Consider the following 19,048-nt stretch of genomic DNA (forward strand, 5'->3'; position numbering starts at 1 on the left):
GCCGGGGGGCGCGCACGGGCTGGTCGAAGGGACAGGTCACGGACCGGACTGATGCGGGCTACCACTCAGGGAGCGCGCGCGGACTGGTCGAAGGGACAGGCTACAGAGGGAACGGACGCGGACGACCGCCCGGGTGCGGGCCCGGGCGGGTCGAAGGGACAGCCTGCGAGATCGGCGATCAGCCGCAGGTGCCCTCGCCGCAGGCGGCCTCGCCCTTGGTCTTCTTGGCGGCCGGCTTCTTCTTCTTCTCGGTCTTGGTGGTGGTCGGTGTCGCTTCGGCCGTGGCCGGGGCGGTCGCGGTGGCGGTGGTCGCCGGGTCGGCGGCCGCGGGCTCGGTGGCCGCGGTCTCGGTCGGCTTCGAGGCGGCGCAGGTGGTGTCGCCCTTCACGCCGCTGCAGCCCTTCTCGCCGCCGCAGCCCTTCTCGCCGCCGCAGCTCTTCTCGCCCTCGGCGTGGCCACCGCAGCTCTTGTCGCTGTCCCCGTGGCCCTTGCACGACTTCTCGCCCGCGGCGCCGGCGTTGCCCGGCACTTCGGTGGCGTCGGTCTGGGTCTTGTTGCAGCCGCCGAGAGTGAGGCCAGAGCCGAGCAGGGCGAGGGTGGCGGAGATCGTGCGAATATCCATGATTGAGTGCTCCTGTGCGTTCGTTACGGGGATGGACGCGCGTCGGATCGCTGCGCGTCGGTCACTTGGCTGCGGGCGCGGGCGCGGGCTCGGCAGCGGGCGGGGATGGGGTCGCAGGGGCGGCGGTCGAGCCGGCGGGGCTGGGGTCCGTCGACGGGCCGGGCGCGCCGGACGTCGGGGTGCCGGAGCTCGTCGCCTTGCCGTCGGGGCGGGCGACGAACTCGAGCGAGACCGCGGCCTCCTTGGCGACCTTGGGCGAGAGCTGCTCGAGCGTCTTGGCGGCCAGCTTGCTGAAGCCGGTGCGCGGGCGGACATCGTACTCGTCGAGGCCGATCGTCAGCGGCTCGACGCTCTTGACGTGGACCTCGCGCAGGGCGTCGCCGTCGTAGCGGAAGACGGCCTCGAGCTTGACCGACTTCTCGGCCTTGCGCTGGTGGAGCAGGAAGTCGCCGCTGGCGGTGAAGGTGACGGTGCGTTCGGGACCTGTCACTTTGGACAGGTCCGTGACGGAGGCGTCGGTGATCCGCGTCAGCGCGAACTCGATGACCGTGTTCTTGGCCAGCTCTTCGGCGGGCGTGTCGGGCGAGATCTCGAGCCACTGGCGGGCGTGCTCGTTCTGGGTGTCGTTCTTGACCTCCTCGCCGAACTCCTTGCCCGCCTCGGGCGCGGTGCGCTGGTAGAGCTCGAGGTCGCGGAGATCGACGCGCACGAGGCCGCGTGACTTGGCGAGGTCGGACGGCTCGAGCCAGACCTCGCCGCTGAGGGCCGAGGCCGGGACCTTGCCGCGGATCTTCTCGATCGGGGCCTCCATGTCGAAGCCCAGCTTGCCGCTCGTGCCGTCGATGGCGAGGTGCATCGTGGTCGGGGCCGGCGGCGGCGGCTTGACCTCGAGCTTCTCGGCCTTGGGCGCCAACTTGACTGGCTCGCCGCCGCCACACGCGGAGGCGAGGACGACGAGTAGGACGAGAGCACGGGGGAAGCGGCGCGACATCGAGAACTCCTCGGCAACGGTGCGTCCGGGCGAGTGTTACACGGGCCCGGTCGCGCCGTGCAGCCAACCGGCGAGGGTCGCAATCGCTTGCTCGATGCCGGCGCCGACGTCGCGCGGGCCAGGGCCGAGCATGTAGGCGGGCGTGGAGACGATGCGGTGGCGCTCGTCGACGACCGCGCGATCGACGGTGCAGACCTCGTGGCGGGCGCCCAGCGCGGTGACGGCCGCGGCGGTGCCGGCGTCGTCGCCGATCGTGACGCGAGCGCCGCCGATGCCGAGCTTGTGCAGGACGGCGGCGAGGATGGCGGGGCTGATGCAGATGGCCACCAGCGGCTTGCCGCGCGAGAGCGCCTCGCCGACCAGGCGCACCAGCTCGGTGTCGACGTCGGCCTCGGGGCCGCGGACTGCGAAGTCGCTGAGGTTCTTGGCGACGCCGAAACCGCCCGGGAGGACCAGCGCGTCGAGCTCCTCCATGCGCGCGCGATCGAGCGGCTCGACCTTGCCGCGGGCGATCCGCGCCGACTCGACGAGGATGTTGCGCGCCTCGCCCGTGGGCTCGCCCGTGAGGTGGTTGACGACGTGCATCTGCGGACGATCGGGGGCGAAGCAGCGAGGCTCCAGACCGGCGCGCTCGAGGAAGTAGAGGGTGAGGACGGCCTCGGTGATCTCGGCTCCGTCGAGGTAGCCGCAGCCGGCCAGCACGACTCCGACGCGTTTTTGCTGCATCGCGGGGACCTTACCACGAGATGCGACTGGCCAGGCGCGGCCCAGGCGACGCATCCTGGGGGCGGTGCTCGTCACCCTGATCATCGCCGGCCTGCTGCTTGCGCCCGCGCCCGCGCCTCCGTCTCCGCGGCCGCTGCGGGAGGCGCTGCGGGTCGAGCCGGGCGCGACGTGCTTGACGGCGGACGCGCTCGCCGACGCGGCGACGACCTGGCTCGGACGCGACACGATCGATCCATCGGTCGCGCGCATCGATGTCCGCGGCGATCCGGCGCGGCCGCACTCGGTGGCCATCGCGCTCGAGATCCGCGGCGAGCTCGTCGAGCGCACGCTCGATCCGCCGCGGCCGACGTGCAGCGACCTGCATGCGCTCGTCGGCCTGGCGATCGCCATCGCCGTCGACGCGGCGGTACTCGAAGGCCTCGGCTATGAAGTGATCGAGCCGGGCGAGGGGAGCGTGCCGCAGGCGCAAGACCCGGAGCGACCGCCGCTGCAGCGCCGCTCGCGACGCGGCGAGGCGAGCGAGGGACCGGCGCGGCGGGCGTCGGTGTCGGTGGTCGCGGCGGTGCGCGGAGGGGCGTGGCTCGGGGTGTTGCCGGGGCTCGCCGGCGGAGGCGGGGCGCAGCTCGAGCTCGGGTGGCGCAGGTGGGTCGACCTGCGTGCAGGGCTGTTCGGCGGCTACGGGGGTCCTCGCGCGATCGACGCTGACACCGTGGTGAAGCCGAGTCTGGTGGGCGGTCGGCTCGACGTGTGCTGCGCTTGCGCGTCCGCGTGTGCGGCCCCGCCTGTGCTTCGGAGCAGCCGGCGGTGCGCTGCAGAGCGGCGCGAAGACGCCCGGCGTGCAAGCCGTGGTGGCGCCGTGGGTGGCGTTGATGGTGGCGCCGGAGCTGCGGATCTGGGCCACCAAGCGGTTCGCCATCGACTTCGCGGTCGACCTCGTGGTCCCGGTGGTCCGGCCGGTGCTCGCCGAGCGCGATCCGAGCAAACAAGGTATGGTCGGTGAATCGCTGCCGGTGCCGCCCGTGGGCGCCGTGGTGAGCCTGGGCATAGCGTTCACGATCCGGTGAAGGATTTGACGGACACGCGACATACAGCCAAGCGTGACGGCTCTCAGGTCCTCGATGCGGCGCGCCTGTTCCGCGAGCACGCGGAGTTCGTCGCCAATTTCGCGGTCCGCCTCGGGGTCGGCCGCCCCGAGGTCGATGACGTGGTCCAGGAGGTGTTCCTGGTCGCGCACCGCCGCGGCGGGTTCGTGCCAGGGCCCGCGCGGCCCACGACCTGGCTGGCCGAGATCACGCTGCGGGTGGTGTCTGCGGGCCGCCGCAAGCGCCGACGATCGTGGGAGGACGCCGACACCGAGGCCGTCGCCGCCGCGTCGGCGCAGGCCGGCAGCTCTCCGGCGAGCAGGCCGAGGCCAGCGAGGCGCTGCGCCGCGTGCAGCAGGCCCTCGACACCCTGGAAGAGGGCAAGCGCGCCGTGTTCATCCTCTTCGAGCTCGAGGGCGAGAGCTGCGAGGCGATCGCCGCGGGCCTGGGGATCCCCATCGGAACGGTGTATTCGCGGCTGCACAAGGCCCGCAAGCTATTCATGGAGGCCCACGCCCGCCTCGTCGCGGCGCCGCCTCGACCGCTCGCTCGCTCGCAAACGGTGACGTCATGACCCAAGAGCCCACCCGCCTCCTCGACGACATGACGGCCTCCGCCGGGCTTCGCCGCGACCTCGTGGCCGCTGCCCGCCACCGCGTGCCCTACGACGCCGGCGCCGGCGCGGCCCGCTTCGAAGCGTCGCTGGCCAAGGGCGCCGGCGCGGCCTCTTCGAGCTGGGGCGCCGGGACGTTCGGGATCGGGGCGCTCATCCTCGGCGGGCTGATCGGCGGCGGCTTGTGGCTGTCTCAGCCGGCGCCGACGACCCCGGCGACCGGGGCAGGGGACGCGCGGCAGTTCGAAGCTGTCGTCGAGGACATGTCCGCAACGCCAGCTCCGACGCCGGCGCCGGAAGCTGTCGTTCAGGACATGTCTCCCGAGCCAGCTCAGTCTCCGGCCGGCGCGCCCGAAGAGGTCGTCGAGGACATGTCCGAAAAGCCAGCTGCGGCGTCGGCCCGCGGCGAGGCGAAGAGGTCGCGGGCGGGCAAGTCGACGCGCGCCGAGGCAGCGCGCAAGGCGACCCGGGCCGGCGACGGCGGGGCCGATTACCTTCGCGAGGCCCGGGGCCTGCAGGCGGCCCGCAATTTCCTCGGGCGCGATCCGGCCGAGGCGCTGGCCCGCGCCGAGGCGGGGGCGGCCGAGTTCAAGGCCGGGCAGTTCGCCCAGGAATGGGAGGGCGTGGCGGTGCTGGCCCTGTTCGACCTGAACCGCAAAAGCGAGGCAGAACGGCGTGCAGCGGCGTTCTTGAAGCGGTTCCCCAACGGGCCCTACGCGGCCCAGGTGCGCGAGGCGCTGGACCGACCGTGAGCGCCGGCGGGCGGAATCGTCCGCGTTCGCCACAGATCTCACATGCCAGGCCGCCGCTGGGCCGGTGCCGTGAGTTGACTCCGGTGGCATGCTCGCCAAAGTGCGCTCCCCCCACTCTGCGCTGATCGTGGCCGCGGCATGCCTGCTCGAGAGCGGCTGTCTCATCACGGTCTTCGTCAAGGACGCGGGGGACGAACAAGACGCGACAGGTGGGGGCACCGGGTCCTCGGCCAACGACCAGATGACCCAAGAGCCAGGTGTGGGCGACACCTCGACCACCACGGGCGAGCTGACGACCACCGACCCGCTGTTGACGACGGACGTGGGCTTCGACGTCGGCGAGCCGGACCCGTGGGAGTTCTGCGCCTCGGTGCTGGTGCCGTGCGACGCGGACAACGAGGACATCGACCACGCGCTCGGCCTCAATTGCGAGGGCGGGCTGCAGACCGACGGGGCGCTGACGTGGTCGGGTCCTGACGGCTCGCGTCGGGTGCTGTCGGAGCAGCTCGGCATCACGGACGTGTTCGCGCCGACCGAGGGCGCACGCCGCGTGGTGCTGTCGACCGGCGACGCCAGCCACGTGCTGCTGTCGCTGGCGCAGATGCCGAGCCTGGGCGACTGTCCGATCTCGCAGACTTGCCCGTCGACCGACTGGCCGGGCAACGACCTGTCGGAGCTGCCGCCCCCGATCGAGACGATGCCGCTGCAGTGCGAGGCCAACAAGCAACCGCCGGGCCCCGGCGACTGCAGCGAGACGATCCTGACCCAGTGGGGCCTGGGCGGCGAACCTCTGGTCGCGTACGACTACACGGAGCTGCGCTTCAAGGCGGTGGCGCCGTCGTACACGGCCGGGTTCGCGTTCGACTTCGCGTTCCTGACGTCGGAGTACCCGCCGCGCTTCCCCGGCGGCCACAACGACATGTTCGTCGCCTGGGTGGCGAGCGAGCGCTACACCGGCAACATCGCCCTCGACCCCGACGGCAACCCGATCGCAGCCGAGACGCTTCCGTACGAGATCAAGCTCGACCCGATGCCGGTCGCCTGCGACGACGATTGCGTCGACATCCCGCTGCGGGAGTTCGCCTTCGAGGGGCACGCCGGAACCGCCTGGTACGAGGGGGAGGTCGGGATCAACCCCGGCGAGTCGATCGAGGTCGTGTTCGCGCTGTTCGACGTCGGTGACCCCATCGTCGACAGCGCGGTGCTCCTCGACGGGGTCCGCTGGCTGTGCGCCCCCCGCCTTCGAGCGTCTGAGCTCGACTTCGCGGCAATCGAAAAAAAATCTCGCGACCGTGAAGGACGGTCGAGGCTCCGGACATGAAGAGACGTGAGCCACGCACGAAGCTCGCGCCTCGGGTCCACCCGGAGCGCCCTTCCTCTCCGCGTCTGCCCGAACGGCGGCGCGGGGTGCCGCGGTCCACAGTCCGAACTCGCCGAGCCCCGCGCTTCCCGATCACGGCGGGGGTTGTATGGGGGGTCCGAACACCGCTCACATCGTCGGGCGCACGTCGTCGTCGCGCCCTGGAGTCCGCGGGGGTCTCGTCGAGTCTCGGACATTCTTGTGTAGTGGTGCGTCGGAGCACTGGGGGGTGCTCCGCCGCGGCGCGCGTCAGACAACTGACGCGCGCTTTTTTTGCGACGAAAATGACATGTCCCGAAGGACATGTCGAAGATCAGGGCGCGCCGAGCAGGGCGTCGAGGCTGCCGCGGGTGATCGCGTGGTACCCCGGACGAGCGACCGCGAAGATCTCACGGGCCAGCGCGGCGCCCTCGGGGGTCGCCAGCAGGGCGTCGTAGATCGGCAGGACGTACTTGCGGCGGCCGACGCCGGTGAGAAACTCGCGGATCCGCGCGTCGGCGGGGCGATGGCCGTGGCGAGCGGCGAGGATCAGCCACTCGGACAGGAGCTCGGCGTTGCCCGTGGCGGTGAAGTGGTAGGCGGCGTCGAGCTCCGCGAGGAGCGCCGCGGCCGGACGCGGGCCGTCGGTCAGCGGCAAGGCGCGGAGGAAGTGGATCCACTGCAGAGGCGAGAAGGCGCGCGCGTCGACCTTGCGGCCGGCGGCGAATTCCCGCGCGGCGTCGGCGGCCAGCGTGAGCGCGGCTGCCTGCGGACGCGGCGCGTCTTCCGGTAAACCGGGCGCTTCGAGCCAGAGATCGATGTCGGGGGGTCTGGCCGGGGAGCAGCGGAGCCTTGAGCTCGGCGCCCAGGAAGGCGCGGAAGGCCTCGGTGGTCTGGCCGGTGAAGGCGTGGCGATCGAACCAGGCGCGGACGAAGGGATCGAAGGCGTCGCGGCCGTAGGCCTGCTCGAGGCGGCGCAGGAACAGGGCGCCCTTCTCGTAGGCGACGTCGGTGACGGCGTCGTCCGGATCGCGGCCCGCGAGGTCGAGGTGGAGGATCTGGTCGCCTGGCCGATCGGCCATGTCCGCGAGCTCGATCTCGAGGTGCTCGCGCCCGAGCACGGCCTCGACCTCGGCGCGCTCGCTGCCGTAGATGGCCTCGAGGATCCGCCGCTCGACGTAGACGGTGAAACCCTCGTTGAGCCAGAAGTCGCGCCACGTCGCGTTGGTGACCAGATTGCCGGACCACGAGTGGGCGAGCTCGTGGGCGATCAGGGACACCAGGGAGCGATCGCCGGCGAGGATCGTGGGGGTGACGAAGGTGACGCGCGGGTTCTCCATGCCGCCGAACGGGAAGGCGGCCGGCAGCACGAGGACCTCGTAACGGCCCCAGCGGTACGGGCCCACCGCCGCCTCGGCGGCCGTCAGCATCGCCTCGAGGTCGGCGAACTCGGCGCGGGCGCGCGGGAGCACGCCGGGCTCGGCCCACACGGCCGTGCGCGGGCCGATCTGGACCGACTCGAGCCGACCGACGGCGAGGGCGAGCAGGTAGGCGGGGATCGGCTGGTCGAGCTTGAAGGTCCGAAGGACATGTCCGTTCGGACCTGTCTCGTGAGCCAGTTCCTCGGCGGCCATGACCGCGCGGTACGGCGCGGGCGCGGCGATCCTGGCGGCGACGGTGACGCGGATCCCCGGGCTGTCCTGGCAGGGCACCCACGAGCGGGCGTGGATCGCCTGCGACTGGGTGTAGAGGAACTGGCCGGCGCGATCGCTGGTCTGTTCGGGCGCGAGCCACTGCAGGCCGGTGCTTGCAGGGCTCGTGCGGTAGTGGACGCGCACCCGGTCGGCGCCGGGCGGGAGGTCGATGGTGAGGGCCTGGCCGAGGATCGGGTGCGGCCCGGCGAGCGCGTGGGTGGTGGTTACCCAGTCTGTCCGATCGGGCAGGCGCGCCTCGACCCGCTCGATGGTCAGATCGCGGGTGTCGAGCACCAGCGGGGCGTCGGCGACGGTGCGGGTGAGCGCGAGGGTGGCGCTGCCGCGGAGGACGTGGGCGTCGAAGTCGACGGTGAGGTCGAGCTCGACGGCGTCGACGCGGACCTCGTCGGGGCGGGCGAACGAGTGCGGATCGCGGCCGGGCTGGGGGACTGCGGGGAGCTGCACGACTGTGGCCGGCGGAGTGACGGTCGGCGTCGCCGGCGGAGGCCCGGAGCAGGCCGTGACGGTGAGCGCGGCGAGGGCGACGAGGAGACGGGACAAGACGACGTATTGTAGCGGTTCGACGAGGACGGCCTAAGCGCGAAGAAGTGAGTCGGCGCCGCGATCGGGGCGCACGTGGCCTCGCGGAGCGAGGCGATGCGCGGCGCGTCGGGACCGCGATCGTGGTGCACGTGGCTACCGATCGCGGCGCAGACGGCGAACCGACCGCAGGCGGGCGGAGAAAGCGAAACGGGCGCGGGGGGAACCCGCGCCCGCTTGGGCGCTGCGATGCGCGGGGCTCACTCGCGGTTGAGCGAGATGAGCAGGCGGAGGACGTACCAGAACATCAGCGCGACGGAGGCGAACAGGGCCAGCGCGGCGGAGATGTACTGATCCTCCTCGTAGTGATGCACCACGTTGGAGGTGTCGTAGAGGATGTAGCAGGCGGCCAGGATGATCATGCCGATCGTGAAGCCGAGCCCGAGAGTGAACCCGAACAGCAGGCTGGCGACGATCAGGCCGAGGACGCCGAAGCTGACGATCATCAGGGCCGAGCGCATCCACGAGAAGTCGCGCTTGGTGGCGAGGACGATGCCGGTCAGCGCGGCGAACGTGGCCAGGGTGGTCACGCCGGCGGTGAGGATGATGTTGTTCTCGGGGCCGCTGTAGATCTGCGCGACGAGCAGCAGGGGCAGGAAGATGACCGCCTCGAGGACCACGTAGAGGCCGAGGCCGAGGTACTGCATCGGCTTCGAGCGGGCCGACTGGGCCAGGTGGGTGGCGACGGTGCCGACCAGCATGAAGAGGCCGAGGACCACGAGCCAGCTGGTCGGGCTGCCGGTCATCTGGATCGCCAGCTTCAGGGTCGCCGGGGTCCGGAGCAGCACGAACTCGAGGGCGACGAACAGGGCGATCGCGCCGGCGAGGTGGATGTACGTGCGCTCGATGAACTTGGCGCGGCCCGCGAGGGCGGCCTGGGGGGTGGCGGTGTCGGCGTAATACGGCTGCTGTTGCTGGTTGAATGACACGGGGGCGGCCTCCTCGACCGTGAGAGCGGGTCTCACGGTACCTGAGAAATGCGATCGGAGGAGGAGATTAGCCAGGGACTCCCATCGGAGCAAGTCCGCGCGCGTCCGCGAGCCGGGACGGGGGCGGGCGGCGGCGAGGCTCGCGTCGCGCTCCAAGGTGCGCTACAGCCCCCACGATGCCGCCGCGCGACCCCCTCGGGCCCCTGATGAACCTGAACGTCGGCCACGTGCCCCTGGTCGCGCTGCAGCGCCTGGCCAATCGCATGCGCGCGGCGAAGATCCCGGTCACCGCGCTCACCGAGCAGAGCTCGGTGGATCCGGAAACGGGCGCCGTCACCCGGGCGTTGACGCTGTGTCACAGCTGCGCAGGCACGTGTTGCACCAGCCTGCGCGTGCCGATCACCCGCACCGACGCGCGCCGCCTGGCGCGCCACGTCGGGACGACGATCCCCGGGCTGAAGCTGTATCCGCGGCAAGGTGGCGAGGACGAGGCGGACGACGTCGCCGGCTACCTCACGCTGGGCGATCGGCCGTGCCGCTTCTTCGCGGCGGGTTGCACGGTGCACGTGGCGCGGCCCGACGTGTGCCGCAGCTTCGGCCTCAACGCGTGCACGAAGGTCGGAACCTTCGTGCCGCTGCAACAGGTGGCGCGGCGAGGCAAGGCATGACGGCGGCGATGGTGCGCGTCGAGGGGCTGTGCAAGCGGTTCTCGGTGCCGCGGCGCGAGGCCGGGCTGCGCGCCGCGCTGCGGGCGCTGGTGCGGCGGGAGTACCGCGTGGTCGAGGCGGTGCGCGACCTCGAGTTCTCGCTGGCGCCGGGCGAGCGCGTCGGCTTCCTCGGGCCCAACGGCGCCGGCAAGACGACGACGCTGAAGATGCTGGCGGGCCTCATCGTTCCGTCGGCGGGGCAAGTCGAGGTCGCAGGCTTCACGCCGAGCGAGCGCCGGCCGGAGTTCTTGCGCCGCGTCAGCCTGGTGATGGGCCAGAAGCGGCAGCTGAGCTGGGACCTGCCGGCGATCGACAACTTCGAGTTCAACCGCGTGGTCTACGAGATCGATCCGGCCCACTACAAGCGCCGGCTCGAAGAGCTGACCGCGCTGCTCGACGTCGGCGAGGTGATGCGCCGGCCGGTGCGCCAGCTCAGCCTCGGCGAGCGCATGAAGTGCGAGCTGGTGGCCGCGCTGCTGCACGGGCCGCAGGTGCTGTTCCTCGACGAGCCGACGATCGGGCTCGACGTGTCGATGCAGCTCGGGATCCGCGAGTTCATCCGCCGCTACAACGCGGAGCACGGGGCGACGGTGATTCTGACGTCGCACTACATGGAGGACGTCGCGGCCCTGTGCCCGCGGATCCTGGTGATCGACGGCGGCCGCCTGCGCTTCGACGGCAGCATCGAGGCGCTGCGGCGGCAGATCCGGCCGCTGCGGCGGGTCTCGGTGCGGGCGGCGGCGCTGCCGGACGACCCGACGGCGATGGGGCGCGTAGTGCTGCGCGAGGGCGGACGGCTGGTCCTCGACGTCGCGCCCGAGCGGGTGCCGGAGGTGGTCGGCGCCCTGGTGGCGCTGCCGGAGGCGCAGGACCTGGCGGTCCAGGACGCGCCGCTCGAAGAGGTGATGCGCGCGCTGTTCGGGCGCGAGGAGGCGGCCGAGATCGGCTGAGCGATCGGGCATGCGCGAAGCGCCAGGTACAGAAGGACATGTGCGAAGGAGCATGTCCGAGCGAGCAGGCCAACTGGGGCGCGTGATCGCGGCGGTGTGGCGGATCAGCCTGGCGGAGGCGATCGCCTACCGGGTGTCGATGCTGATGTGGGTGCTGACGACGACGTTCCCGCTGGTGTCGCTGGCGCTGTGGTCGGGGCTGGCGGCGGGGGGCCCGATCGGCGACTACGCCCGCCCGGACTTCGTGGCGTACTTCGTCGCGGCGTTCCTGCTCCGCCAGTTCACGGCGAGCTGGGTGGTGTGGGAGCTGTCGGGGCAGATCCGCGACGGCGGCCTGAACACGCTGCTGATGCGGCCGATGTCGCCGATGTTGTACCACGCGATCCAGAACCTGGCGGCGCTGCCGATCCGCTGCGCCCTGGCGCTGCCGATCGGGGTCGTGGTGCTGGTGCTGGCCGGCGGGCTGGTGTGGCCGAGCCCGGGCTCGCTGGCGCTGCTGGGGCTGTCGCTGGCGCTGGCCTGGCTGCTGAACCTGGCGGTCCACGTGGCGATCGGCTGCCTGGCGTTCTGGGTCACCGAGTCGACGGCGCTGTTCGAGGTGTGGCTGGGGCTGTACCTGGTGCTGTCGGGGGCCTCCGTGCCGACCAGCCTGTACCCGGCAGGCCTGGCGGAGGTGGTGCGCGCGCTGCCGTTCCACGCGTCGCTCGGGTTCCCGGTCGAGCTGGCGATCGGTCGCGCGACCGGGGCCGCGGCGACGCACGGGCTGCTGCTGCAGGCGCTGTGGGTGGCGGCGTTCGGCTCGCTGGCCGCCGTGCTGTGGCGCCGCGGGGTGCGAGCGTACGAGGGGGTCGGGACGTGAGCGCGAAAGGACATGTCCCCGCGGACATACTGGGGCGCGCCGCCGCAGAGGGCGGAACAGGCGGAACGGACATGCCCTCGAGGACATGTCCGTTCGATCCGCCGAGGGGGCGGGCGTGAGCGCCGGAGCGTCGGCGCGGCAGGTCCCGCGGCTGCTGTTCTACGGGCGGCTGGTGGCGGCCCAGCTCGAGATGAGCACGCTGACGGCGCTGCAGTACCGGCTCGGGTTCTGGACGGAGGGGCTGCTGGGGCTGCTCTGGAGCGTGATCGGGATCGCGCCGCTGTTCGTGGCGGTCGATCACCTGGGCGCGGTCGAGGGCTGGGGTCGGTGGAAGCTGGTGGTGCTGACGGGCTGCTTCACGATCCTGTCGGGGCTGTTCACGGCGCTGCTGCAGCCGGCCCTGCGCGAGAGCATGACGCACATCCTCAAGGGGACGCTCGACTACGTGCTGCTGCGGCCGGCCGACGGGCTGGTGCTGTGCCTGACGTGCGCGTTCCATCCGTGGCACCTGGTGGAGGTGCTGGGCGGGCTCGTGCTGGTGATCGCGGGGCTGTGGCTCGGGGAGGTGGAGGTGACCGCGACGGGGCTGCTGGCCGGGCTGGCGACCGGGGCGGCGGGGTTGATGGCGCTGTACGCGTTCGGGGTGCTGGTGCTGTGCGCGTCGTTCCGGGCGCTGCAGCTGCAGGCGCTGACGCACGTGATGGAGGCGCTGATGGACTTCGGTCGCTGGCCGGCGCAGGTGTTCCCGCCGGCGCTGCGGCTGCTGTTCACGTTCGTGATCCCGCTGCTGGTGATGACGAGCTACCCGGCCGAGGCGCTGCTCGGCCGCCTGTCCTGGGGGACAGTCGCGGAGCTGGCCGCCGTGAGCGCGACGCTGCTGGTGCTGGCCCGCCTGGCGTGGGTGCGATCGGTGCGCGGGTACACCTCGGCGTCCAGCTGATCGCGAGGTCGCTCGCGTCAGGGGCGGGCGAACGGCACGTCCGGCGGGCCGGAGGAGAGCTGTCTTCGAGACAGCCCGATGCGGTGCTGGGGGGGCCGTCCCGTCGGGCTGACCGTCGAGACAGCTCATCGACGGTCAGGCGTCGAGGGGGGACGACGAGCGGGGGTGAATCGTCGATTCGCGGGCGCCAGGGTCTCCCAGAGCCGCACGGCCGGGGCCGAGGACGAGGTCGATGCGGCAGGTCTCGTCGTCGACTTCGAGCTCGAGGCACCAGTCGATGCGGAACAGTGAGCCGACGTAGGTGGGAGGGATTCGGGGGCGAGGAAATGGAAGCGCCGGCGCTCGCTCGCGGCCAGCGGGACGCCGCTCTCTTCGGTCTCACGGGCGCCGCGGTAAGGATCGTCATCACCCTGGACCACGACCCGCGGCAGGCGGGCGACGGCGATCCGGCAGGCGATCCCGTGCTCATCGTGGACGCGCCAGAGCAGGCGCAGCACGGCGCGACGCGGGGCCGTGGGCCGCTCCCAGGTGATCTCGCCGGTGATCGGTTCGTGGGGCGCGAACGTGTGGTGACCGCCTCGGAGCGTGATGACCGGCTCGCAGGCGCCCGTGGGCGACTGCAAGGCGTCGTCGCGCGCGGGCAGGTCGCCGGGCGCGGCGCCGCGGACCCGCACCGGGAGGGAGAAGGAGAAACCTGGTCCAAAGGACATGTCGGCTGCCAGCTCGAGGCGCCATGCGATCGCGTAGGCGCGCCCGAAGTGCGACGGGACGACCTTGGCGGGGAGGGCCAGCTCGCCGTTCGCGTCGAAGTGGCGCGTAAATACGTGGCGGCGTTCGATCCGGGGGTGTCGACCGTGGGGTTGCTCGGCGCGAGCCTCGGCGATCAGCGCGGCGCGAGGGTTCGACGTGCTCGCGGGGCTCGAGACGTGCCAGCGCACGACGACCGCTTGACCCGGCCGTGGCTCGCCGGGGCGGAGCTCCAGCTCGACGCAGGTGAAGTACGACCACGCCTCCCGGGTGAAGCCGACGAACGTGGCGACAGCGAGCAAGACGAGCGGCCAGCTCGCGTGCGTGACGCCTGTCCATGCGAGCGTGGCCACGAACAGCGCGGTGGTGAAGCAGAGGAACAGCACCGCGGATCCAGTGGTGCCGCGCGTCGAGAGGTGCAGGCTGCCGTCCTCCTGCGGTCGACGGACGAACTCGGGGGTGGCGAGGCCGACGGCGAGGAAGGCGATGCCCACTCCGGCGGCGCAGAGCCCGAACAGCAGGCCGGACTGCAGCTCGTCGAACAACGCGCGGAACTGCGGTTCCAGGGCGGCAGCGATCAGTATGGGCACGCTGAACGTCACCAGCAGGATGCCGATCGGCACCCCTGAGGAGGCGTCGGGGTCCTGGCTGCGGATGTCGGGGTCCGCCACGAGATCACGTTAGCATGTCGGCGGCGTGGGCGCATGGGGCGAGGGGAGGGGCTGCGACGTGGGCGGCAAAGAGGCGCGCCTGCGCGGCCAGGGTGACGAGCGCAGACGGGACAGCTAGGAGGACATGTATCTTGGGACATGTCCGCCAGTGCCGCCGGCGGGGCCGGATGAGAGCGGGACAGACACGCCCGCGCGGTCGACGGGCCGGCAGCACCGGAGGAGTCGGGGACGGACGGTCGCGGACTGCGCCGTTGGCGCAGGGGGCGGCAGGGGCCTCCGGAGGGGTCGCAGGCGCCTGCGCGGGGCGCGGCGGGGGCTGCGAGAGAGGTCAGGCGCGGGCCCGGGGCCGGCCTGGGCGGCGATGGTGGACAAAGCGGTCACGGCCCGGTAGACAGCCCCGGTGAGCGAAGACGACAAGGCGCCGGCGACCGGGCAGGGCGTGCGCATGGAGCTGCCGACGTGGGACCACAGCCGCAGCAAGCGCCGCGGCGGCGACGTGGGCCCGACGGAGGACGCGTTCGTCACCGGCGTGAAGGAAGCAGGGCGCACCGCCAAGGCGCGCAGCGGCCTCGTGATCGGCGGCGTGATCGCGGCGCTGGCGGTGCTGGTCGGCATCATCGTGATCTTCAACAGCCGGCAGACGGCGTCGGCGACGGCGACGCGCCAGTTGGCGACGGCGGCTCGCTACGAGTCGGAGGCCGAGGTCGGCGACCCGGCGCTGCTGCTCGGGGCCAACAAGGGCAAGCCGGTGGCGCCCATCGTCAAGGACGAGGCCGAGCGGACGGCGGCGGTCAACAAGGCGCTCGACGAGCTCGACGCGTCGGCGGCCGGCACGGACGCGGCGCAGGTCGGCGCGCTGGTGCGGGCGTCGGGGCTGCTGCGCGCGGGTGATCCGGCCGGCGCGGAGGCCCTGTACCGCGAGTTCCTCGGCAAGGCCGGCGCCGGTCACCCGCTGCTGTACGCCGCCCGCGAGGGGCTGGCATTCGCGCGCGAGGCCCAGAACGACCTCGACGGAGCGCTCGCCGAGCTCGAGACGCTGGCCGGGCAGAAGGGCGCGTTCTACCGCGACATGGCGCTGTGGCAGAAGGGCCGCATCCTCGAGCGCCAGGGCAAGACCGAGGCCGCGCTCGAGGTCTATCGTCAGTACATCGCCGAGTACCCGCTGCAGCAGCCGTCGATCGCCCAGAACGAGGTGCGCAAGCGGCTGGAAGAGCTCGATCCGCAGGCGCTCGCCGGTCAGCCGGCGCCCGAGTCGCCGATCCAGATGATGGACGCACCGGGAGCGCCGACCCCGTGACGCGCGCGGCCCGTGCCCACTGTCTCTGGGGACATGTCGCTCTCGCCATGTCCCTCGGGGCATGCGCGGGCGAGACCCGCACGGTCATGCCGCACCCGGAGCTGACGCCCGGCGCGCGCGCGAACCTCGAGCTGGCGCGGGTGCAGCAGATCGCGCTGCACGACTACGGCGTGCTCAACCCCGACGAGTTCGCCGGCGTTGCGCCGGATCCGGGCCGCCGCTTGATCTACGTCGGCACGCGCGCGGGCACGCTGCTGGCGCTGTCGATGGAGACCGGCGAGGTGGTGTGGGAGCAGCAGTTCCCCGGGGCCATCTCGAGCGTGCCCAAGCTGGCGGCCGACGGCGAACTGATGCTGCTCGGGACCGACAACGGCGACCTGCTGGCGATCGAGCTCGACACCCGCAAGACGCGGTGGAGCTACTCGACGCTCGGGACGATCCGCAACGAGCCGTTGGTCCGCGGGGGCACGGTGTTCGTCGTCAACTCGCGCGACCAGGTGTTCGCGCTCGAGCTGACCACGGGGGCGTGGCGCTGGCAGTACGAGCAGCCGTATCCGACCGAGTTCACGGTCCACGGGCACGCGGGCCTGTCGTTCCTCGAAGCCGAGGTGACGCAGGCGCCGGACCAGGCCGCGAGCGCCAGCGGGATCTCGGCGGAGGCGGTGCTCGGCGAGGGCGGCGCCGCCGAGGACGAAGAGGCGGAGACCAGCGGCGACGCTCCCGCAGAGGGCGACGATGCGGCCGTCGCGGGCAGCGGTGCACCGAGCGGGGCTGCGCCGGCGACGGGCGCTGCGGCTGCGGGTGGTGCGACGGCGACGGGCGCTGCGGCTGCGGGTGGTGCGGCTGCGACGGGCGCGACGCCTGCGAGCGGTGCGGCTGGGACGGGCGCGACGCCTGCGAGCGGTGCGGCTGCACCGGCTGCAGGGGCACCCAGCGGCAAGAGCGGCGAGGCGGCCGGGAACGGTTCGACCGGCGGTCCGTCGAGTCCGCCGAGCGGGACGATCTTCACGGGCTTCAGCAACGGCAAGGTCGCGGCGATCGGGGCTCAGTCGGGCGAGCCGATGTGGCTGGCGAACGTGGCGCCGCCGGCGGGCGGGGACTTCGTCGACGCAGACGGCACGCCGCTGATCCTCACCGACCGCGGCGAGCTGGTAGTCACCGGGCAGAGCACGGGCGTGTACGGGCTGGCGCTGAGCGACGGGCTGCAGCGGTGGTACCGGCCGCTGCGCGGGGCGGGCTCGGTGGCCGCCGGTCCGCGCGGGCTCATGATCGTGGCCTCGGCGCTCGAAGGGGTCTTCGCGCTCGAGCACGGCGGCCGCGTGCGCTGGCGTCAGCAGCTGAACCCGGGGTTCGTGCAGACGCCGCTGATCGTCGGTGACATCGCGTTCATCGCTCACTCCGACGACGGCCTGCTCGCCTACGACGTCGAGACCGGCGAGTTCCTCGCCAACCTCAACACCGGCAGCGGGATCTCCGGTCCGCCGGTGTACGACGGCGAACTGGGCCGCTTCTACACGATGTCGAACCGGGGGATGCTGGTGGTGTTCCGCACGGTCGAGGACGACGCGCGAGGCTTCGTGCGCGGCGCGGCGGAGTCTGTCCCTTCGGTCAGGTGAAGTCTGGGGCGCGGATGTGAGGGTCCAGACGGGGCTCGCGCGGAAGGTCGAGCGGCTTTTCTGCTAATCACAGGAGCATCCCCGTCCACACCGAGATCCCCGCGCCGAGCATCGGCGCCGCCGAGACGTACCGGTTGATGACCGACCTGGTCGCGCCGCGGCCGATCGCGTGGGTGTCGAGCGTGAGCGACGAGGGCCGCCGCAACCTGGCGCCGTTCAGCTACTACCAGGCGGTCTGCTCGCGGCCGCCGATGGTGGTGTTCAGCGTGGCGTGGTGGCCCGACGGGCGCATGAAGGACACGCTGGCCAACGTGCTGGCGACCCGTGAGATGGTGATAAACCACGTCACCGACGCGCACGCGGAGGCGATGAACGCGACGTCGGCGGCGTTTCCGCCCGAGACCTCCGAGTGGGACGCGTGCGGAATCGCGGCCGAGTCGGCTGCGGTCGTTGCGCCTCCGCGAGTGGCCGGGGCTCTGGCCTGTCTCGAGTGCAAGCTCGTCCACGCGCTTCCGCTGGGGGGCGGCGCCCCCGGCAAACCGTCGGCCACGCTGGTCGTGGCCGAAGTGGTTCATTTCGCCGTCGCCAGCGAGCTGCTCCGTCGCGACGCGCGCGGCCGCCTGCTGCCCATCGACGCGGGGCAATGCAGTCGATCGGCCGCCTCGGCGGGATCGCGTACACTCGCACGACGGATCGCTTCGAGCTTTTGCGCCCCGAGGCGCCCGGGAGCAAGGCCAGTGACTGATTCGTCCGTACGACCCTCCGGAACCGATACCGTCGAGCCCACGCGCCTGTTCGGGTCGATGCCGGCGGAGGTCTCGATCTACGAGGTCGGACCGCGCGACGGGCTGCAGAACGAGGCGACGATCCTGTCGGCCGACCGCAAGATCGAGATGATCGAGGGGCTGGTCGACGCGGGCGTGAAGCGCATCGAGGTGACGAGCTTCGTCAACCCGCGCTGGATCCCGGCGCTCGCCGACCACATGGAGGTCGCGACCCGTATCCGTCGCAAGCCCGGCGTCACCTACAGCGCGCTGGTGCCGAACCTCCGCGGCCTCGACGCGGCGTCGCGCGCGGGCATGCAGGAGATCGCGGTGTTCATGGCGGCGTCGCAGACGCACAACCGCAAGAACATCAACAAGACCACGGAAGAGGCGCTGGCGACCTACCGCGAGGTGGTCACCGAGGCGCGGTCGCGCGGGATGACGGTGCGCGGCTACGTCAGCACGGTGTACGGCTGCCCCTACGAGGGCGAGGTGCCGTTCGAACAGGTGCTGCGGGTTGGCAAGAGCCTGCTCGACATGGGCTGCTACGAGCTGAGCCTCGGCGACACGATCGGGGTCGGTACGCCGCGCCAGGTCGAGTACATCCTCGACGGCCTGCTGCACGCGGACATCCGGCTCGACCAGTTGGCGGTCCACTTCCACGACACGCGCGGCACGGCGCTGGCCAACATCACGGTGGCGCTGCAGCTCGGGATCCGCACGGTCGACTCGGCGATCGGCGGCCTCGGCGGCTGCCCCTACGCGCCCGGCGCGTCGGGCAACGTGTCGACCGAGGACGTGGTGTACATGCTGCACGGGATGGGCTGCCGCACCGGCATCGACCTCGATCGCCTGGTCGCCATCAGCGCCCGCCTCGGCGGCCATCTGGCCCGCGAGCTGCCCAGCAAGTACCTCAAGGCCCACCTCGGCCACTGCGCGCGCGTCGGCAAGCCGCTCGCGTGAGGCGGGCAAGCGCTGTCGCAGGGTGCTCGACGCAGCCGCGACGCGGCCCGCTCGTAGCGGTTCGTGAGAGCGTCGGCGACGGGCGCTCGACGCGGCCTCGTCGCGGCACGCTCGTAGCGGTTCGTGAGAGCGTCGGCGACGGGCGCTCGACGCGGCTCATGAGCGCCTCGCGGGTGTACTCGACGT

17 protein-coding genes and 3 pseudogenes are annotated in these 19,048 nt (G+C 72.1%); 13 read left to right on the forward strand and 7 right to left on the reverse strand.

Annotated features, from left to right (window positions below):
• Positions 1–178 precede the first annotated feature (178 nt).
• The 3 genes from OV079_RS11115 to elbB all read right to left on the reverse strand — a co-directional run bounded on the left by OV079_RS11115 (position 179) and on the right by elbB (position 2,339).
• On the reverse strand, positions 179–622 hold the full coding sequence (locus OV079_RS11115; RefSeq protein WP_267768110.1) for a hypothetical protein: 444 nt from the start codon (positions 620–622) through the stop codon (positions 179–181).
• A 61-nt stretch (positions 623–683) separates the two neighbouring features.
• Positions 684–1,613 carry a hypothetical protein gene (locus OV079_RS11120; RefSeq protein ID WP_267768111.1) on the reverse strand — a complete coding sequence of 310 codons (930 nt, stop codon included), beginning with the start codon at positions 1,611–1,613 and terminating at the stop codon, positions 684–686.
• A gap of 36 nt (positions 1,614–1,649) precedes the next feature.
• Complete coding sequence (elbB, locus tag OV079_RS11125) at positions 1,650–2,339, reverse strand: isoprenoid biosynthesis glyoxalase ElbB (RefSeq protein WP_267768112.1); 690 nt, start codon at positions 2,337–2,339, stop codon at positions 1,650–1,652.
• Positions 2,340–3,175: 836 nt separating this feature from the next.
• Between elbB and OV079_RS11130 the strand changes: the two genes are divergently transcribed.
• The 5 genes and pseudogenes from OV079_RS11130 (at position 3,176) to OV079_RS55760 (ending at position 6,107) form a co-directional block, all read left to right on the forward strand.
• Positions 3,176–3,403, forward strand: coding sequence for a hypothetical protein (locus tag OV079_RS11130; RefSeq protein ID WP_267768113.1), 228 nt, complete (start codon positions 3,176–3,178; stop codon positions 3,401–3,403).
• A pseudogene (locus OV079_RS57660) lies at positions 3,400–3,660 on the forward strand (RNA polymerase sigma factor); the annotation flags it as partial. The gene OV079_RS11130 and the pseudogene OV079_RS57660, both read left to right, overlap by 4 nt.
• 14 nt (positions 3,661–3,674) lie before the next feature.
• Positions 3,675–3,995 carry an RNA polymerase sigma factor gene (locus OV079_RS11135; RefSeq protein ID WP_267768114.1) on the forward strand — a complete coding sequence of 107 codons (321 nt, stop codon included), beginning with the start codon at positions 3,675–3,677 and terminating at the stop codon, positions 3,993–3,995.
• Entirely contained in the window at positions 3,992–4,786 is a 795-nt protein-coding gene (locus OV079_RS11140; RefSeq protein WP_267768116.1) for a hypothetical protein, read from the forward strand. Before OV079_RS11135 ends, OV079_RS11140 begins: the two co-directional genes overlap by 4 nt.
• Positions 4,787–4,913: 127 nt before the next feature.
• Positions 4,914–6,107, forward strand: coding sequence for a choice-of-anchor L domain-containing protein (locus OV079_RS55760; RefSeq protein WP_267768118.1), 1,194 nt, complete (start codon positions 4,914–4,916; stop codon positions 6,105–6,107).
• 352 nt (positions 6,108–6,459) lie between these two features.
• On the opposite strand, the gene OV079_RS57665 is transcribed toward OV079_RS55760, so the two are convergent.
• The 3 genes and pseudogenes from OV079_RS57665 to OV079_RS11155 all read right to left on the reverse strand — a co-directional run bounded on the left by OV079_RS57665 (position 6,460) and on the right by OV079_RS11155 (position 9,348).
• A complete protein-coding gene (locus OV079_RS57665) occupies positions 6,460–6,783 on the reverse strand; it encodes a leukotriene A4 hydrolase C-terminal domain-containing protein (protein WP_420829402.1) in 324 nt (107 codons plus the stop codon).
• Between the two features lie 262 nt (positions 6,784–7,045).
• A pseudogene (locus OV079_RS11150) lies at positions 7,046–8,284 on the reverse strand (M1 family aminopeptidase/hydrolase); the annotation flags it as partial.
• 335 nt (positions 8,285–8,619) lie between these two features.
• Positions 8,620–9,348, reverse strand: a complete 729-nt coding sequence (locus tag OV079_RS11155; protein ID WP_267768122.1) for a Bax inhibitor-1/YccA family protein — start codon at positions 9,346–9,348, stop codon at positions 8,620–8,622.
• 176 nt (positions 9,349–9,524) lie between these two features.
• Here OV079_RS11155 and OV079_RS11160 point away from each other — a divergent pair, with 176 nt between their 5' ends.
• The 4 genes from OV079_RS11160 (at position 9,525) to OV079_RS11175 (ending at position 12,804) form a co-directional block, all read left to right on the forward strand.
• A complete protein-coding gene (locus tag OV079_RS11160) occupies positions 9,525–10,016 on the forward strand; it encodes a YkgJ family cysteine cluster protein (RefSeq protein WP_267768123.1) in 492 nt (163 codons plus the stop codon).
• An 8-nt stretch (positions 10,017–10,024) separates the two neighbouring features.
• Positions 10,025–11,005, forward strand: a complete 981-nt coding sequence (locus OV079_RS11165) for an ABC transporter ATP-binding protein (protein WP_420829513.1) — start codon at positions 10,025–10,027, stop codon at positions 11,003–11,005.
• A gap of 52 nt (positions 11,006–11,057) precedes the next feature.
• Positions 11,058–11,864, forward strand: coding sequence for an ABC transporter permease (locus tag OV079_RS11170; protein ID WP_267768126.1), 807 nt, complete (start codon positions 11,058–11,060; stop codon positions 11,862–11,864).
• A gap of 115 nt (positions 11,865–11,979) precedes the next feature.
• Positions 11,980–12,804 (forward strand): ABC transporter permease, encoded by an 825-nt coding sequence (locus tag OV079_RS11175; RefSeq protein ID WP_267768128.1) that lies wholly within the window; start codon positions 11,980–11,982, stop codon positions 12,802–12,804.
• 125 nt (positions 12,805–12,929) lie between these two features.
• Here OV079_RS11175 and OV079_RS11180 read toward each other — a convergent pair whose 3' ends face one another.
• Positions 12,930–14,222: a hypothetical protein gene (locus tag OV079_RS11180; protein WP_267768129.1), complete on the reverse strand. Its 1,293-nt coding sequence runs from the start codon at positions 14,220–14,222 to the stop codon at positions 12,930–12,932.
• Positions 14,223–14,622: 400 nt separating this feature from the next.
• On the opposite strand from OV079_RS11180, the gene OV079_RS11185 reads away from it, so the two are divergent.
• The 4 genes and pseudogenes from OV079_RS11185 to OV079_RS57675 all read left to right on the forward strand — a co-directional run bounded on the left by OV079_RS11185 (position 14,623) and on the right by OV079_RS57675 (position 18,862).
• Positions 14,623–15,519, forward strand: coding sequence for a tetratricopeptide repeat protein (locus OV079_RS11185; protein WP_267768131.1), 897 nt, complete (start codon positions 14,623–14,625; stop codon positions 15,517–15,519).
• A 47-nt stretch (positions 15,520–15,566) separates the two neighbouring features.
• A complete protein-coding gene (locus tag OV079_RS11190) occupies positions 15,567–17,135 on the forward strand; it encodes an outer membrane protein assembly factor BamB family protein (protein ID WP_267768133.1) in 1,569 nt (522 codons plus the stop codon).
• A 137-nt stretch (positions 17,136–17,272) separates the two neighbouring features.
• Positions 17,273–17,722, forward strand: a pseudogene (locus OV079_RS57670) (flavin reductase family protein); the annotation flags it as partial.
• Between the two features lie 216 nt (positions 17,723–17,938).
• A complete protein-coding gene (locus OV079_RS57675; RefSeq protein WP_267778509.1) occupies positions 17,939–18,862 on the forward strand; it encodes a hydroxymethylglutaryl-CoA lyase in 924 nt (307 codons plus the stop codon).
• The last annotated feature ends 186 nt before the right edge of the window (positions 18,863–19,048 follow it).

Origin of the sequence: Nannocystis pusilla, from assembly GCF_026626665.1 — a bacterium.
Classification (GTDB): Bacteria; Myxococcota_A; Polyangia; order Nannocystales; family Nannocystaceae; genus Nannocystis; species Nannocystis pusilla.

What these genes read in the sequence shown, in the direction of transcription:
- elbB (WP_267768112.1), bottom strand. Translation starts at nt 2,339, where the DNA reads ATGCAGCAAAAACGCGTCGGAGTCGTGCTGGCCGGCTGCGGCTACCTC.
- OV079_RS11115 (WP_267768110.1), bottom strand. Translation starts at nt 622, where the DNA reads ATGGATATTCGCACGATCTCCGCCACCCTCGCCCTGCTCGGCTCTGGC.
- OV079_RS11170 (WP_267768126.1), top strand. Translation starts at nt 11,058, where the DNA reads ATGTCCGAGCGAGCAGGCCAACTGGGGCGCGTGATCGCGGCGGTGTGG.
- OV079_RS11120 (WP_267768111.1), bottom strand. Translation starts at nt 1,613, where the DNA reads ATGTCGCGCCGCTTCCCCCGTGCTCTCGTCCTACTCGTCGTCCTCGCC.
- OV079_RS11160 (WP_267768123.1), top strand. Translation starts at nt 9,525, where the DNA reads ATGCCGCCGCGCGACCCCCTCGGGCCCCTGATGAACCTGAACGTCGGC.
- OV079_RS11140 (WP_267768116.1), top strand. Translation starts at nt 3,992, where the DNA reads ATGACCCAAGAGCCCACCCGCCTCCTCGACGACATGACGGCCTCCGCC.
- OV079_RS57675 (WP_267778509.1), top strand. Translation starts at nt 17,939, where the DNA reads ATGCCGGCGGAGGTCTCGATCTACGAGGTCGGACCGCGCGACGGGCTG.
- OV079_RS11190 (WP_267768133.1), top strand. Translation starts at nt 15,567, where the DNA reads ATGTCCCTCGGGGCATGCGCGGGCGAGACCCGCACGGTCATGCCGCAC.
- OV079_RS11165 (WP_420829513.1), top strand. Translation starts at nt 10,025, where the DNA reads ATGGTGCGCGTCGAGGGGCTGTGCAAGCGGTTCTCGGTGCCGCGGCGC.